Here is a 15,090-nt window from a genome sequence, read left to right on the forward strand (position 1 = left end):
GCTGCACCCACTTCTGGCCGCCGACCCCGTTGCAGTCCCACAGCTCGACCTGCGTGCCGTTCGCCGTCCCGTTGCCGTTGACGTCCAGGCACCGGCCGATGGTGCCGAGCGAGCCGTCGGCGTCGTGCGTCCAGTGCTGGTCCTCGGCCCAGGACTGGCAGTCCCACAGCTGGACGCCGGTGCCGTTGACGCCGGTGTCGTCGGCGCCGACGTCGACGCACTTGCCGCCCGGTCCGCCGATGGTGCCCTGCGGGCCGTTGGGCACGTTGGTCTGGCCGGTGTAGCCGACCGAGACGACGTTGGCCTGGACGGCGTTCTCGGCGGCGTCGGTCGGGTAGCCGGCGACCATCGCGCCCTCGAAGAAGGTGCCCTTGTTCCAGTTGCTGTTGTCACCGCCGGTGCCCAGGATGATGCCGCCCTCCTGGTGCATGGGCAGGTAGCCGCCGCGGGTGGGCAGCGAGCCGTTCCACCAGGTGGTCAGCGCGCCGGTCTGCCCGTTGCCGCCCTTGAGGGCGTAGGTGCGCTGGCCGTCGTTCTTGAGGACGGCGGTCACGTACGGGGTGTTGTTGCCGCGGTTCGCGGTGTCGGAGCCGTTGTCGCCCTGGAACATGCCGTTCTCGAGGTCGGCCTCGATCCACGGGCCGGAGCCGCTGCACGGCGGGAAGTAGCAGGTGGTGGCGATGGAGACGGCGTCCATGTGGCCGTTGCCGGTGTCGGCCGGGGTGGACTCGGCGTTGCCGTAGTCGAAGCAGCAGTCGGCGCCGACGTGGGTGCCGCTGGCGACCATGTAGACGCCCTCGGGCTGGCCGTCGACGGCGACGCCGGAGGCCCGGCCGGTGTAGCGGTAGCCGACGCCCGGCGAGATCCAGATGCCGTAGACCTTGTGGCCGCCGGCCGTGACCGCGATCTCGCTCGCGTCGGCGCCGCGGTCGGCGCCCATGCCGGCGGTGCCGGCCGGGCCGGGCAGGAGGTCGTTGTGACGTGCCGTCTGGTCGTAGACCTTGCTGATGCGGCAGGTGCTGCCGCCGCAGAAGGCGTCCTGCTGGGCGGCGTTGGCGTAGCCGCCGGGGCTCAGCAGTCCGATGTCGGCACGGGCGCCGTCCGAGGCGCGGGTGACCTGGTAGAGGGGGCCGTTGTAGGAACCCGTGAGGGCGCGCACGGTGCTGTGCGCGGCGACGCAGGCTGTGCCGGCGGCGGCGTAGATGTCGCAGGGCAGCGAGCCGGCGGCGTGGGACTGGCCCGGCAGGCCGAGCAGGCCGGCGAGGGCGAGTCCGAATGCGGCCACGGCGGCCACCAGGACCCTCGCGTGGCGGAGGGTGCCGCGAGCGGCGGGGACGGCCCGTGGGGCGGCCGGCCTCAAGTCGCGTATGAGGTGCTCCTGACACTGTGGTGGGGGTGGATCTGCGAGCGGTACGGCTCGGCCGGGAGGGGCCCTCCTCTCCGCACGGGGGCGGCGAGCCTGCCCAGACGGTAGGAGAAGCGAGCCGCCCGGGGAAGGTCTCCAACGATGGAAATTGTGATGGACCATCAAATCCGCTGGTCACATCAGAAGAACTCGAAACTTTCGCCGAGTCATCCGGCGGGGGCGGCTCGATCCGCTCCGAGAAAGGGAGTTGACATGGCGCCACGTCGGCGCGATGCTGCGACCGGCGATATTCCATCGATGGAAATAACCGCCCCGCGTGCACGGCCGGCGGCCTCCGCCCGTCACGCACCCCCGCCCGCCGCCGCGCGGTCCGTCCGACCGCTCCAACGGCCCGCGTCACGTTCCGCCCGCCTGCGTCGTCCGCCTACCGGCACGCAACCGAGCGACCCGCCGCGAGGCGGACGAGGGGACGGACACCATGGACGGACGGACGGCGTCGGAGCGGCGCGGCACCGGGTTCCTGCAGCTGGCGATCGGCCTGCAGACCGCGGCGATCTTCTTCCAGGCGGTCACCGCCGGGCTGCTGCTGTCCTCGCCGGGGAGCGAGGCGGTGCACGGTGTCGGGGCGCGCGTGATGTACGGCGCGTCGATGCTGTACGTGCTCGCCGCCGTCCTGGCGTGGCGGCCCGGCGGTGGCCCGCCCCGCCGCATCCTGCACGCCTCGGTCTTCCTGGTGCTCGCCTCCGTCCAGGTGGTGCTGGGCATCGCACACGTACCGGCGGTCCACGTCCCGCTGGGCATCCTGATGTTCGGCCTGAGCCTGCTGGACCTGGGCCAGGTGCTCTCCACCCGGCTGCCCGGCCGCGCCGGGGCCCGCGCGTAGCGCACTCCCCCGGGCGGGCCCGCCGGTCAGCGGGCCCGCAGCCGCAGGCCGGGGAAGGCCAGGTCGAAGTCCGGGTGCCGCTCGCCCTCGACGCCGAGGACCATGTTCAGGGCGGTGCCCACGCCCGCGGCCCGGGCCGTGCCGACGAGCAGGTCGGCGACCTGTGCGGCCCGCACCTTGCCCGGGCCCCCGGCGTCGATCCGCCACGGCGCCGGGGGCACCTCCGCCCGGCCCCGGCCGTACGCGGCGAGGTCGGTCCGCCAGGGCAGCCGCCGGCCGCGCACGGCGGGCGGGGCGCCGGCCGGCAGCAGGTCGGCCGGGGTCCAGCCGAGTGCGGCCGCCGCAGCGCCGCGGGCCTGCGCGGCGGCGGCCGGTTCGTGGTAGCCGACGAAGAGCCCGCTGCCGTCGCAGACCAGGTCGAAGAGGAGCGGGGCCGTCCGCTGCGGGCCTTCGAGGAAGCCGTAGAGCGGCAGGGCGAACGAGGTGCCGAGCGCGTGCAGTTCGGCCGGCAGCACGGCGAGGAACTCCGCCAGGGCGCTGCGCAGGTCGTCCCAGTCGCCGGCCTCGTCGATGTACGGCCGGGTGCCGGTGCCGTACTCGTCGGCGTCCTCCTCGTCCTCCTCGCTCGTCCCGGTGAAGCCGGTCAGGAGGTGTCCGTCGTAGCGCCAGTGACGGGTCATCGAGGACAGCCGGGACGCGGAGCGGAGCAGGAGTTCCGGTCCGTCCGTTCCGGCGGTCAGCTCCAGCACCGTGCCGTCGCTGGCCGTGCACTCCCACCGCAGGTACGGCGCACCCCAGTCGCACCGCCGGGCGCCCGGCCGCCAGTACGGGTCCGCCGTGCCGTAGGAGCCCGCTCCTACGGGCTCTCCGAGGACGCCCTCGACCGCATCGGCGGCACGCCGGAACGCCCCGGCGTGGCCGGGGGCGGTGCCGTCCGCACGGAGGACGGGGAGTGCGAGGTCGGCGAAGTCCGCGCCGCGGTCCCAGGGTGCGTCGGCGATCCGGTCGATCCGTGCGCCGCCAGCCGCGAGCGGGCCGTCCGGGGTCTCCGTCCGGCCGCACCCGATCCCCTCGACGACGGCCCGCATCGCCACGGCGTCGGCCGTGTCGTCCCACGCGGTGCCCGCCAGCCGCTCGGTCAGCGCCGCGATGTCCGTCCTGCCGGTCATGGCTCCCCCTCCGACGATCACGAGGACGGTACCAGCGGCCGCCGACGGGCTGTCAGAGCCGTCCGCCAGGCTGTCGGGTGTGGACGAAGACACCTTCTGGCAGCTCCTCGACGTGTGCAGGCCGGGCGGGCCCGATCCCGATGCGCACGGGCTCGCCGCCCTGCGGGCCCGGCTGGCGCACCGCTCCCTCACCGAGGTCGTCGGCTTCGCCGAGCGGCTCTCCGAGGTGCTGTACCGGCTCGACCGCCGCGAGTACGGCCTCCGGCTCCCGGGGGACGCCTTCCTGTACACCCGCGCGGCCGTCGTCGCCGCCGGCCGGGCCGAGTACGAGGCGGTGCTGCGCGATCCGCGCCGGTTCGCCCCCTACTCCGACGGCCACCTCTGGGCCGAACCGCTGCTGTACGTTCCGGACCGCGTGTACCGGGCCCTGACCGGCCGCGAGTGGGACCGGTCGACCCGCTACAGCTACGAGTCGTCCTCCCACCGCGCGGGGTGGGAGGACCGGCCGCCGGCGGCCCCGGGGCGGTGACCACCCGTCCGTGATCCACCGCTGCACGAGTGGCTTCCGGGTGTCCGCGGGCCCGCTCCGGCGCGGCCGAGCCCGGACGGCGGGGAATCCGCGGCAGGATTTTCCGGCGCCCTGTCGATTGCGCCGCGGCCCGTTCGTCATACCTGCACGACCGTCCGATGCACGAGGAGCTGCACCGTGAAGTACCTGTTGCTGATCAACACCCCCGCGCCCGACTCCACCGACGAGCGGCCGGCCGGGGGGCCGACCGTGGAGGAGTTCATGGCGTTCGAGAAGGCCGTGACCGAGGCCGGGGTCAGGCTCGACGGCAATGCCCTGGAACTCTCCGACGCGACCACCGTACGGGTCCGCCCGAACGGCGAGCGGGTGGTGACGGACGGGCCGTTCGCCGAGACCCGGGAGATCGTCGGCGGGTACTACCTGCTCGACGTGCCGGACCTGGACGCCGCGCTCGACTGGGCCGCCCGCTGTCCCGGGGCGAAGTACGGCACGGTCGAGGTCCGCACCGTCTGGGAGCCGGACCGGTCGTGAACGAGCTGCGGGCGGCCCGCTCCGTCGAGGCGGTGTTCCGCGAGGACCGGAGCCGGCTGCTCGCCCTGCTCGCCGCCCGGTTCGGTGACCTGGACCTGGCCGAGGAGACCGCCTCCGAGGCGGTCGCGGCCGCGCTGGAGCGCTGGCCGGTCGACGGCGTGCCGGACAAGCCACTGGCGTGGCTGCTGACCGCGGCACGGCACAAGGCCGTCGACCGGATCCGGCGGGACCGCGCGTTCGCGGAGCGGCTGGCCCTGCTCCAGTTGGAGAGCGACCGGGCGGCCGCCGTCGTCCTGCCCGAACCCGGCTTCGGCGACGTCCCCGACGAGCGGCTGCAGCTGTTCTTCACCTGCTGCCACCCGGCGCTGTCGCCGGAGGCGCAGACCGCGCTGGTGCTCCGCTTCCTCGCGGGCCTGACCACGCCGGAGGTCGCCCGGGCCTTCCTGGTCCCGACCGCGACGATGGCGCAGCGGATCGTGCGGGCGAAGCGGAAGATCCGCAGTGCGCGGATCCCGTTCCGCGTGCCGGGGCCGGAGGAGCTGCCCGGGCGGCTGCCGACGGTGCTCCGGGCGGTGTACCTGGTCTTCACCGAGGGGTACGCGGCCAGCTCCGGCGAGGACCTGCTGAGGCCCGACCTGGCGGACGAGGCTGTCCGGCTCGCCCGGATCCTGCACCGGCTGCTGCCGGCGGAACGCGAGGTGGCGGGGCTGCTGGCGCTGCTGCTGCTCACCGATGCGCGGCGCGCGGCGCGGACGGACGCCGCGGGGCGGCAGGTCCTGCTGGAGGACCAGGACCGCTCGCTGTGGGACGCCGACCTGGTGGCCGAGGGACAGCGGCTCCTCGTCCCGGCGCTGACCGGCCCGGGCGTGGGGCCGTACGCGGTGCAGGCGGCGATCGCGGCGCTGCACGACGAGGCGGCCGACGTCGCGGGCACCGACTGGCCGCAGATCGTCGCGCTCTACGACGTGCTGCTGGGGATCGAGCGCTCCCCGCTGGTGGCGCTGAACCGGGCCATGGCCGTCGCGATGCGGGACGGTCCGGCTGCGGGTCTCGCGCTGCTGGACGGACTCGCCGGGGCGGAGGAGCTGCGCGGCTACCACCTGCTGCCCGCGTCCCGGGCCGACCTGCTGCGCCGGCTCGGCCGCGCGGCGGAGGCGGCCGCGGCCTACCGGGCCGCGCTCGACCTCGTCGGCAACGAGCCCGAGAGCGCCACGCTGGCCCGCCGGCTCGCGGAGCTCGCGGGCCCCTGACCGGCCGGCCCGGCGGTCAGGCCCGCGGCTCGGGCTGCTGGTGCGGCCTCGGGTCTGGCTGCGGGGCCGTCGCCAGGTCGAACGGGTCGTGGGCGCAGACGGGTCGGACTTCGTCGGCGTGGCTGCGGCGCAGCTCGCGGAGGCGTTCCAGGGTGTCGCGGCGGGCACGGTCGTCGAAGGCCACCAGGCGCTGGAAGGCGGTCAGGCCGGGCGGGCGGCGCACGGGCCCGGGGGCGACGTCGGTGTGCGAGAAGTAGGCGTCGCCGCAGTGCAGCAGCCAGCGGTCGGCGGTGCGGACGGCGACGCCGCTGTGGCCGCGGGAGTGGCCGGGCAGCGGCACCAGCAGCAGGTCGGGGGTCTCGTCCGGCATGATCGGCAGGGCCCGCAGGCCGTACCAGTCCTCGGTGGCGGCGCTGCGCGGGTGTTCCACCCACTTCGGCCGGTGGGACCACTGGGCGGGGCGGTAGCGGTCGCGTTCGCCGCGGGTGGCGCGGGCGCGGGCGGCGCGGAGTTCCTCGTCGAGGACGTGGATCCGCGCGTTCGGGAAGTCACTGATCCCGCCGGCGTGGTCGAGGTCGAGGTGGGTCAGCACGATGTCGCGGACGTCGGCGGGTTCGTGGCCGAGGGCGCGGACCTGGTGCAGTGCGGTGCGTACGGGGTCGAGGCGCGGCCGGACCATCGTGAGGAACTGCCGTCCGAGCCTGCGCGGGTCGGCGACGTCGGCGGTGCCGAAGCCGGTGTCGACGAGGATCAGCCCGGTCGGGCCCTCGATCAGCAGGCAGTGCGCGGAGAGCCTGCCGACCAGGGGGCCGCCGCTGCCGAGCAGCAGCCGGCCGCCGAAGGGGCACATGGTGGCGCAGTCCAGGTGGTGCACGCGCATCGGGCCTCCAGGCCGCTCGGACGCAGGCGGGCGTCGTGACCGGACCTCCGCCGCCGTCGTGTCCGGTCCCGTGGTGCACGGACGGTGCGGGCGTCGGTTCCGCGCGGCAGCGTACCAGCGGGTAGCAAGTGGGCGGCAGCCCTGCGGTGCCTGCCGTGCAGCACCGGCGCCGGGCCCGTGCGAAGTGGCCGAGCGCGTGCGCCGCCGCAATGATGGGCAGATCCGGTCGATGGCCCCGAGCCGGTCGTGGCGGACGTCCGTCCGGCATCGGGCCCCCGGACGGGCGGTGCGGTCGACGCGCGCGCCTTCCGGTGGCGCGGTGCCGACCCGGGACGGTTGCGGCGCGGTTCGGGGCCGCCACCGGCTCCGGCCGACGCGGAGGGCCGAGGAGGCGTTGTGAACGACTACCCCCCGATTGCGGACCACGGCATCGTCGGCGATCTGCAGACGGCGGCGCTGATCGCCGCCGACGGCACCGTCGACTGGTGGTGCACCCCCCGGTTCGACTCCCCCAGCGTGTTCGCCTCGCTGCTCGACAGTGACCGCGGCGGCTTCTGCCGGCTGGCCGCCGACGTCGGCGACGAGGCGACCGTCCGGCAGCTGTACCTGCCGGACACGGCCGTCCTGATCACCCGGTTCATGGCGCCCGGCGGGGTCGGCGAGGTCGTCGACTTCATGCCGCCCGATCCCTCGTCGACGCCGTCGTCCCGGCACCGGCTGATCCGGGCGGCGCGGGTGGTGCGCGGCACGCTGCCCTTCGAGCTGCTGTGCCGGCCGCGTTTCGACTACGGCCGGGCGCCGCACGGACTGACCCGGCTCGACGACGGGTCGGTGCTGTTCAGCGGCCCCGGCACGGACCTGCACCTGCAGGCGACCGCGCCGATCGCGCTGCACCCCGACGGCACCGACGTGTCCGCCCGGTTCACGCTGCGCGCCGGGGAGCGCGCCGCCGTGGTGCTCACCAGCGAGTCGGGCGAGCCGGGCACGCTCAGCGGCCGGCCGGGCGGTCCGGCTCCCACCGGCGAGAGGATCACCGCCGAGTTCGAGGCGTGCACCAAGTTCTGGCTGCACTGGCTGCGGTCCTGCCGCTACCGCGGCCGCTGGCACGAGATGGTGACCCGTTCGGCGATCACCCTCAAGCTCCTGACGTACGCCCCCACCGGCGCGCCGATCGCCGCCGCCACCATGGGCCTGCCCGAGCAGATCGGCGGGGAGCGGAACTGGGACTACCGCTACACCTGGGTGCGCGACGCCTCGCTGTCCGTCCGGGCGCTGATCGACCTCGGCTTCGTCACGGAGGCGAACGCCTTCCGCCGCTGGCTGCGGGACCGGCTGGACGCCGGCGGGACGGCCTCGGGCGAGCCGTTGCAGATCATGTACCGGGTGGACGGCGAGCCGCACCTCACCGAGGAGGTGCTGGAGCACCTGGAGGGCTACCGGCAGTCCGCGCCGGTGCGGGCCGGCAATGCCGCGGCCGACCAGATCCAGCTCGACATCTACGGCGAGGCCGCGTACGCCCTCGCCCAGGCCGTGGACACCGGCGCGATCCGCGGCTGGCGCGCGTTCGCCGGCGTCGTGGACTGGCTCGCCGAGAACTGGGACCGGCCCGACGAGGGCATCTGGGAGACCCGCGGTGGCCGCCAGAACTTCACCTACAGCCGTCTGATGACGTGGGTCGCCTTCGACCGGGCGATCCGGCTGGCCACCGCGCACTCCCGCCCCGGCGACATCCCCCGCTGGCGGGCCGAACGCGACGCGGTGTTCCGGCAGATCGTGGACCGCGGGTGGAGCGAGAAGCGCAGCGCCTTCGTCCAGCACTTCGACACCGATGTCCTCGACGCGTCCCTGCTCCTCATGCCGAAGGTCGGGTTCCTCTCCCCGAAGGACCCGGAGTGGCTCACCACCCTGGACGCCATGGACAGCGAACTCGTCAGTGACAGCCTGGTCTACCGGTACGACCCCGCCGCCTCGCCGGACGGCCTGCGCGGCTCCGAGGGCACCTTCAACCTGTGCACCTTCCTGTACGTGGAGGCACTCGCCCGGGCCGGGCGGCTCGACCAGGCCCGGTACGCCTTCGACAAGATGCTCACCTACGCCAACCACGTCGGCCTGTTCGCCGAGGAGATCGGCCCCTCCGGCGAGCAGCTGGGCAACTTCCCGCAGGCGTTCACCCACCTGGCCCTGATCGACGCGGCCCTCGCTCTGGACGAGGAGCTCGACCGCGCCGAGCGCCGGACCGGCTGACACACCGCCGGCCGCTCCGGGCTCTCCCGGGGCGGCCGGCGGTGTGTCGTGCGGGGCGGCTCACCGCTGCTGGGGGGCGCCCGGGGGTGCTCCCGTCCCGGCGCGGTCGGCCGCGGGCCGCTGGACGCGCGGGAGCAGTGCGGCGGCCGCCAGCCCGCCGAGGCCGACGACACCGAGCGCGGCCATCGCGGCCGCGTACGCGCCCTTGCTGAGCCCCGACACCAGGATCGTGCCGGCGACGGCCGTGCCGAGCGAGGAGCCGAGGTTGGAGATGCTCCGCGACAGGCCGGAGATCTCGCCCTGCTGCGACTCCGGGAAGCAGGACTGGACGACGTTGACGGAGGGGGTGAGCATCACGCCCAGGCCGAGGCCGATCAGCAGCAGGCCGGGGGCGAACGCCCACGGGCTCGGCGATCCGGCGACCAGGGCGAGGAGCACGGCGATGCCGGCGATCGTGACGACGAACCCGGCCATGATCAGGGTGCGCTGCGGGCGGCGCCGGGCCAGCTTCTCGGCGGCCAGCGAGGAGGCGAGGATGCCGAGGGTCGCGGCGGTGAAGATGACGCCGGTCTGGATCGCGTCGTAGCCGCGGACGACCTGCAGGTAGGCGGCGACGGTGAAGGAGACGCCCATCAGCATCAGCCACTGGGTGTTCTGGGTGACCAGGCCCAGGTTCGAGGTGCGGTTGCGGAACAGCTCCGTCGACAGCAGCGCCTCGCGGCCGGCGCGTTCCCGGCCGCGCACCCAGGCGAAGAAGCCGGCCAGTACCAGCGCGCCGGCGAGCAGCAGGCCCAGCGCGAGCCAGCCGTTGTTGTCCACGGCCAGGATGCCGGTCACCAGCAGCACCAGGCCGCCGGCCGACAGCACGGCGCCGACCGTGTCGAATGGCCGGGTGGGGTCGGGTGGCAGCGGGTCGTCGAGCCCGCGGCTGAGCACCACGATCACCACGATCACCAGGGCCTGGAAGACGAACGCGGCCCGCCAGCTGATCGCGCTGGTGATCAGCCCGCCGATCAGCGGACCGGCGGCCGCCCCGATCCCGCCCATCGCCATGATCGCGCCGAAGGCGCGCGCCCGGGACGCCGTGTCGGTGAACAGCAGCGTCGTCAGGATGTAGACCGGCGGGATCAGCAGCGCCGTGCCGACGCCCTCCAGGATCGAGTTCCCGAGGATCAGCACGCCCAGCCCCGGCGCGGCCGCGCTGAGCACCGCCCCGATGCCGTAGACCACGAGCCCCGCGATCAGGCAGCGCTTGCGGCCCCACTTGTCGGTCAGCTTGCCGCCCGGGATCATCAGCGCGGCCATCACCAGCAGGAAGATCGTGATCGCCACCTGGACGCCCTGCACGGTGGTGTCCAGGTCCTCGCTGATGTCGTTGATCATCACGTTCATGTTGGAGCCGGCGAAGCTGCAGATGAACTGCGCCAACGCCAGCGGGGCCAGGACGCGGCGCGCCCCCGCCGCACTTCCCGCGGCCCCCGCTGCTGCCGTTCCCGCCATGCCGTCACCCGCCTGTCCGCGTCCGACACCCAGAGCCGCAGCCACGCCGACCCGCCCTCCGGAGGCGGCACGGCGCAGCGGCCACCACGACCGTCGCACGAACACCCACCCGGCACGACCTCGGACACGCGGCAGGACGCGTACGAGCCCGGCGGCCGGCGGCGTGGCGGACCCTCGCCCGGGACCGTCGAGGAGGCGTGCGGCCCGTGCGCCGCACCGGCTCCGGGGTGGTGGCCCGCGCTGCCGTACGCTGCCGGGCGGGACGGACCACCGGCCCGGGCGTTACGTGCCCGGGCCGCGCGAGAGGCGGGGGCGGGCGGCGATGGCGGACACCGGGCAGGACGAGTACTGCGCCCTCTACCTGAGCGGCGTCGACCGCCCCGGTGCGGCCGGGCTCGTCGCCGCCGCCCTCGGGGCGGTGCCGGACGGGCACCTCGTCCGCAGTGGTGGCGTGGAGTTCGAGGTCCTGCGCAACCCCGGTGCCGGGCGCGCCGCGGACTTCCTCGGCTGGCCGCTCAAGATCGAGGCCGAGGGGCCCCGCGCGGCCGCCGTGGACGCCGTCTCGCGCGTCCTCGCGGCCGCGTGGGCGCGGGGGTGCCGGGCCGTTGCCGCCTGCGACTTCGAGGACGAGCTGCCCCGGCTCGGCGGCATCGGCCGGAGCGGTGCCTGATCCGCGGCGGTGACGCACGCGGCGCCGGGTGCGGTGCGCCGGCCGCGGCAGTGCGCTGCGGACGTCCACCGGCACCCTCGCCCGCCGGGGGTGCACCGTGTGCGGCACCCCCGGCGGGCGGTTCGGTCAGGTGTGCGGGTTCAGGTCGATGCCGAGGGCGTTGATGATGTCCGGGGCTTCGGTCCAGTAGATGTCGGTGTTCCCGCCGCCGGCGGAGACGATGCCGCGGGCGCGGCGGTCCGTCCGGTTGGTGATGCTGAAGACCAGGGCGCCGGAGTCGCCCTGCATGCCGGCCCAGCTGGTGTGGTGGCCCTTGACGCCGCGGACGTTGTGCCAGGAGCCGTCCGACCACTGGAAGCGGTAGCGGTAGTCCGAGTCCTGGACCTTGATGCCGCAGGGGACGCCGTGGCCCTTGTAGTAGGAGCGCGCGCCGTCCTGGCAGACCGACTGGCCGTTGTAGGAGTAGGAGGCGCCCTTGACGCGGTACCACTTGCCCTTGGGCTTGTCGGCCTCGTCGGAGTTGGTGCCGGCGCCGTTGCGGCCGCTGGTCAGGATCGCCTGGGCGTCCCAGTAGGGGTTGGTGTTGACGACCCGTCCGACCTTGTGGCCGAGGGCGAAGCCGAAGTCGCCCTCGGAGTCGCCCTCACCGTAGACGTCGGTGGCGTTGCGGAAGCAGTGGGCGGCGGTGATCAGGTAGTCCTCGCCCACGCCGTTCTCCAGGGCCATGCCGGCGGTGCACTGGGTACGCGCGCCGCTCGTGTGGCTGGAGCCGATCAGCACGTCGCCGCCGATGAACGGGGCGCTGTCGTTCCACCGCCAGGACGTGGCCTCGACCGGGTCGCCCTCGACGACGGTGACGGGCGCGCCCGCGGTGCCGGTGATGCCGGCGGCGACCTTCGTCCGGACGGCGTCGAGCTTGCCCTTCCTGCTGGACACGGTGAGGCCCGAGTTGTCCGGGTTGACCGAGACGGAGAGCACCTCGGGCTCGGCGGTCAGGCCGGTGGTGGCGTCGTCGGCTCCGAGGAGCCGGTCGGCCTGGGCGTCCAGGTCCTTCATCGTGTACTTGGCCGACGCGACCTTGATCAGCCCGGTGTCGATGGCCGGGTGGGCGGCCTTGGCCGCGGCGATCAGCTGCTGTCCCTGCTGGGGGTCGGTCACGTACAGGGTGACCTTTCCGCCGTCCTCGTCCACAAACAGGTTGCCGTAGCTGTCGGCGTAGGCCTTGCGACCCTGCTCGCCGAGGGCGTCCGCGACCGCGCTCAGCGGTTCGGCCTTCGCGGCGAGCGAAAGGATCGCGGAGTCCGTGTCCGGCGCGTCCCCGTCGCCGTCCTTGGCCTGCGCGGCATTGATCCCCGTCACGAGGATCGAACCGGCCACCAGCGCGGTGGCCATGACCGCGGCCAGGGTGTTCTTGTGCAGAACCGTCAAAACATCCCCCTTGCACGACAGTTCGTTTTTCGAACTGTTGACGTGGGTTATTCAAACCAGGCCGGCGCCGCCGACGCAAATCGCACAACCGGCCGGGTCCTGCACCGCCGACCGGAATATCGGGCTCCCTTTTCTCCGGCGGATCGCCGGGCGGGCACCCCCGCCGCGGACCTGCCGGGCGGGCCACCCGCCCGCCCTCCACCGCCGCGGGAAAAGGTCCTGGAAATCGCCGCCGGGAGCCGGGACCGGAGGAATTCCACGGACGGATGAACTCGGATCACCGACGCTCTCGGCGACCGGCCGGCCGCAATGTCCCGACGGCCGGAATCGCTGGCCGCAGGCCTATCTGCACGGAGGATGATTTCTCGTGACCGACGTGACCGACGTGATCGTGGCGGGCAGCGGTACGACCCGGATTGATGCCGACCCGTGAATGGCGGCACAGCGTACGCAGTGCCGAGGCCCCGGCCGGCGCGGCCTGCTGGAGGCTTCGCCGCGGTGGGCGCACGGTCCGGGTCGGCGGGCTCGTCGGCGGCATCGTCACGCCCGAGCCCGGCACGCCGCTGTGCCGGTTCGGGGCCGACGGGCCGCCGAGGCGCAGGGCGCTGGCGCTCAGACGGTCGCCCGTGCCGCGATCCGGTCGGCGCACAGGTGGTCGGCGACCAGGTGCAGGGTGTCGGTGAGGACCATCAGCCGGTCGAGGTCCGGGGTGGACGCGGCCAGGCCCACCGCATGCCCGGCCCTCCGGGCGTACTCGCCGGCCCGGGCGAGGGCGGCCACGCCGGCCTCGTCGCAGACCACGACGGCCCGCAGGTCGAGCGCCAGGCCGCCCGGGCAGGCGCGTGCGGCGGAGTACAGGGCCTCCGGCAGCTCCGGGGCGCAGCGGTCGTCGAGGGTGCCGGCGACCAGCATCAGGGTGCAGGCACCGCCCGCCGCCAGTTGCAGTGACAGGACGCCGTCGGCCAGGGTGCGGACGCCGAGCGGGCGCGGGCCGGGCCGACCGGCGGGTCCGCGGTCGGTGCGTCTGCCGCGGTCGCGTCTTCGGCCGCCGTGCCCGCGTTCGTCGCCGTTGCGTTCGCAGGTTCTGCGTTCGTCGCCCCTGCGGCCGTCGCGCTGGAGCATTGCGTCACCTCCTGCTCTCGGGTACTCCCTGCCCGGACCGGTCTGTTCGAACCCGGTCGACCTGGCCCGACGCCTGCGCCCGCGGGATTCTCATCTGCGGCGCCGGTACGGCGGGTTGGACGATCGCACCAGCGGTGCGGCACGCGCCGCGTGCACCTGTCGTTGCCGCCGGTCACGGAGCGCTTCGGCGGGAGGTTCGCCGCGGGGCTCTGGACCCGCGGTCAGCGGTCGCCACCGCGGTCGTGCAGCCACTGTTCGAAGTCGACCGCGACGATGCGTTCGTCGTGGACGCCGGCGGCCGCCTCGGAGGCGAGCCAGACGATGGGCGGGCCCATCACGGCCGGGTCCAGGAAGGTCCGGTTCCCCGGGGCGGTGTCCGGGGGGAGCATTCCGGTGGCGATCGGGCCGCCGGGCAGCAGCAGGTTGACGGTGACACCGGAGCCGAGCAGGTCGGCGGCCATGATCCGGGAGAGCGACTCGCTGCCGGCCCGCGACGGGCCGTAGGGCACGAAGCCGGCCCGGTGCATGGTGGAGGCGCTCACCGCGATGTTGACGATGCGTCCGCCGCCGGCCGCCAGCATCCGCGGGACGGTCTCCCGCGCCATCAGGAAGTAGCCGGTCAGATTGGTGTCGACGACCGCGCGGAAGCCGTCCGGGGACACCTCCCAGAAGGCCTGCGGTTCCGTCATGAAGCGCGGGTTGACGGTGCGCATGCCGATCCCGGCGTTGTTCACCAGCATGTCGATGCCGTCGAGCCGGGACCACGCCTCGCCGACGGCCCGGGCCACCGACCTTTCGTCCCGGACGTCGAGTCCGATGCCGATCGCACCGGGCAGCGCAGCGGCCGCTTCTGCCGCCTGTTCGGCGGACCTGCCGGTCAGCACGACCCGGGCACCCGCCGCGGCCAGGGCGGAGGCCATCGCGTGTCCCAGTCCGCTCGTGCCGCCGGTCACCAGCACCTTCACCGGTCCACCCCGTTCGTCGAAGCTCCCATGCCGCGACGGTAGGCGTTGGAGCGCGCTCCAGGTCAACCGACCGGCCGTCGACCGTCAGGCGACTCGGCGAAGTTGAGTACGCGTGCTCAGTCGCCGGGCCGGCGCGCGCGGGAGGCTCGGGCCATGCGCCGAACACTGCGGGGACACGCTCCCCTCCTGCTCCTGGTCCTGCTCCCCATGGCGGCCTGGGCCGCGTGGCTGGGCTGGGACCAGCACCGCGACGTGCACCCGGACGGCTCGGTCTCCGGCCCGTACGAGGCCTGGCAGGTGATCGGGCTGGTGCTGACGCTGCTGGCGCCGGTGTGCTGGGCCGCGACCCGGCGCCATGTGGCGGCTGCGGTGAACGGCACCACGGCCGGGCTGACCGTCGCCGCCTACCTGGACTGGTCGGACGATGCCAGCGGTCTCTACCTGGTCGGCGTGGGAATGGTGATGGTGGGGAGCCTCGTGGCGACCTCCGTGGTGGCCAACGCGGTCGCCGCCCTGACCGGGCGGGGCGGGGCGCGGCCGACCGCGGCCTGAG

14 protein-coding genes are annotated in these 15,090 nt (G+C 74.3%); 7 read left to right on the forward strand and 7 right to left on the reverse strand.

The genetic code is table 11. The features are described 5' to 3' along the window. Positions 1-1,285, reverse strand: a 1,285-nt coding sequence (locus tag IE98_RS0134995; protein WP_030275831.1) for an arabinofuranosidase catalytic domain-containing protein, incomplete at its 3' end; no start/stop codon positions are given. 559 nt (positions 1,286-1,844) lie between these two features. Here IE98_RS0134995 and IE98_RS0135000 point away from each other — a divergent pair. Beyond that, positions 1,845-2,249, forward strand: a complete 405-nt coding sequence (locus IE98_RS0135000) for a hypothetical protein (protein ID WP_030275832.1) — start codon at positions 1,845-1,847, stop codon at positions 2,247-2,249. 26 nt (positions 2,250-2,275) lie between these two features. On the opposite strand, the gene IE98_RS0135005 is transcribed toward IE98_RS0135000, so the two are convergent. Continuing rightward, positions 2,276-3,418, reverse strand: coding sequence for a hypothetical protein (locus IE98_RS0135005; protein ID WP_030275833.1), 1,143 nt, complete (start codon positions 3,416-3,418; stop codon positions 2,276-2,278). Between the two features lie 79 nt (positions 3,419-3,497). On the opposite strand from IE98_RS0135005, the gene IE98_RS0135010 reads away from it, so the two are divergent. From IE98_RS0135010 to IE98_RS0135020, 3 genes are all read left to right on the forward strand, one after another. After that, on the forward strand, positions 3,498-3,947 hold the full coding sequence (locus IE98_RS0135010) for a DUF4240 domain-containing protein (RefSeq protein WP_030275834.1): 450 nt from the start codon (positions 3,498-3,500) through the stop codon (positions 3,945-3,947). 177 nt (positions 3,948-4,124) lie between these two features. After that, entirely contained in the window at positions 4,125-4,478 is a 354-nt protein-coding gene (locus IE98_RS50265) for a YciI family protein (RefSeq protein WP_030275835.1), read from the forward strand. Beyond that, complete coding sequence (locus tag IE98_RS0135020) at positions 4,475-5,728, forward strand: RNA polymerase sigma factor (RefSeq protein ID WP_030275836.1); 1,254 nt, start codon at positions 4,475-4,477, stop codon at positions 5,726-5,728. Before IE98_RS50265 ends, IE98_RS0135020 begins: the two co-directional genes overlap by 4 nt. 16 nt (positions 5,729-5,744) lie before the next feature. Here IE98_RS0135020 and IE98_RS0135025 read toward each other — a convergent pair whose 3' ends face one another. After that, a complete protein-coding gene (locus tag IE98_RS0135025) occupies positions 5,745-6,608 on the reverse strand; it encodes an MBL fold metallo-hydrolase (protein ID WP_052391403.1) in 864 nt (287 codons plus the stop codon). A gap of 396 nt (positions 6,609-7,004) precedes the next feature. Here IE98_RS0135025 and IE98_RS0135030 point away from each other — a divergent pair, with 396 nt between their 5' ends. Then, complete coding sequence (locus IE98_RS0135030; protein ID WP_030275838.1) at positions 7,005-8,852, forward strand: glycoside hydrolase family 15 protein; 1,848 nt, start codon at positions 7,005-7,007, stop codon at positions 8,850-8,852. 60 nt (positions 8,853-8,912) lie between these two features. Here IE98_RS0135030 and IE98_RS0135035 read toward each other — a convergent pair whose 3' ends face one another. Continuing rightward, positions 8,913-10,352, reverse strand: coding sequence for an MFS transporter (locus IE98_RS0135035; RefSeq protein WP_052391404.1), 1,440 nt, complete (start codon positions 10,350-10,352; stop codon positions 8,913-8,915). 322 nt (positions 10,353-10,674) lie between these two features. Here IE98_RS0135035 and IE98_RS0135040 point away from each other — a divergent pair, with 322 nt between their 5' ends. Further along, on the forward strand, positions 10,675-11,022 hold the full coding sequence (locus IE98_RS0135040; RefSeq protein ID WP_030275840.1) for a hypothetical protein: 348 nt from the start codon (positions 10,675-10,677) through the stop codon (positions 11,020-11,022). Positions 11,023-11,148: 126 nt separating this feature from the next. Here IE98_RS0135040 and IE98_RS0135045 read toward each other — a convergent pair whose 3' ends face one another. The 3 genes from IE98_RS0135045 to IE98_RS0135055 all read right to left on the reverse strand — a co-directional run bounded on the left by IE98_RS0135045 (position 11,149) and on the right by IE98_RS0135055 (position 14,537). After that, positions 11,149-12,450, reverse strand: a complete 1,302-nt coding sequence (locus IE98_RS0135045) for a hypothetical protein (protein WP_030275841.1) — start codon at positions 12,448-12,450, stop codon at positions 11,149-11,151. Positions 12,451-13,062: 612 nt separating this feature from the next. Beyond that, positions 13,063-13,572 (reverse strand): STAS domain-containing protein, encoded by a 510-nt coding sequence (locus IE98_RS45385; RefSeq protein WP_052391405.1) that lies wholly within the window; start codon positions 13,570-13,572, stop codon positions 13,063-13,065. A gap of 221 nt (positions 13,573-13,793) precedes the next feature. Further along, positions 13,794-14,537 carry an SDR family oxidoreductase gene (locus tag IE98_RS0135055; protein ID WP_030275843.1) on the reverse strand — a complete coding sequence of 248 codons (744 nt, stop codon included), beginning with the start codon at positions 14,535-14,537 and terminating at the stop codon, positions 13,794-13,796. A gap of 153 nt (positions 14,538-14,690) precedes the next feature. Here IE98_RS0135055 and IE98_RS0135060 point away from each other — a divergent pair, with 153 nt between their 5' ends. After that, positions 14,691-15,089 carry a hypothetical protein gene (locus IE98_RS0135060; RefSeq protein WP_043175864.1) on the forward strand — a complete coding sequence of 133 codons (399 nt, stop codon included), beginning with the start codon at positions 14,691-14,693 and terminating at the stop codon, positions 15,087-15,089. The last annotated feature ends 1 nt before the right edge of the window (position 15,090 follow it).

The sequence above is a fragment of the Streptomyces sp. NRRL B-24484 genome (assembly GCF_000717715.1).
GTDB lineage: Bacteria > Actinomycetota > Actinomycetes > Streptomycetales > Streptomycetaceae > Kitasatospora.

Bases quoted from the DNA above. Each gene is read 5' to 3' on its own strand.
- IE98_RS0135000 (WP_030275832.1), top strand. From the start codon at position 1,845: ATGGACGGACGGACGGCGTCGGAGCGGCGCGGCACCGGGTTCCTGCAG.
- IE98_RS0135005 (WP_030275833.1), bottom strand. From the start codon at position 3,418: ATGACCGGCAGGACGGACATCGCGGCGCTGACCGAGCGGCTGGCGGGC.
- IE98_RS0135025 (WP_052391403.1), bottom strand. From the start codon at position 6,608: ATGCGCGTGCACCACCTGGACTGCGCCACCATGTGCCCCTTCGGCGGC.
- IE98_RS0135035 (WP_052391404.1), bottom strand. From the start codon at position 10,352: ATGGCGGGAACGGCAGCAGCGGGGGCCGCGGGAAGTGCGGCGGGGGCG.
- IE98_RS0135040 (WP_030275840.1), top strand. From the start codon at position 10,675: ATGGCGGACACCGGGCAGGACGAGTACTGCGCCCTCTACCTGAGCGGC.
- IE98_RS45385 (WP_052391405.1), bottom strand. From the start codon at position 13,572: ATGCTCCAGCGCGACGGCCGCAGGGGCGACGAACGCAGAACCTGCGAA.
- IE98_RS0135060 (WP_043175864.1), top strand. From the start codon at position 14,691: ATGCGCCGAACACTGCGGGGACACGCTCCCCTCCTGCTCCTGGTCCTG.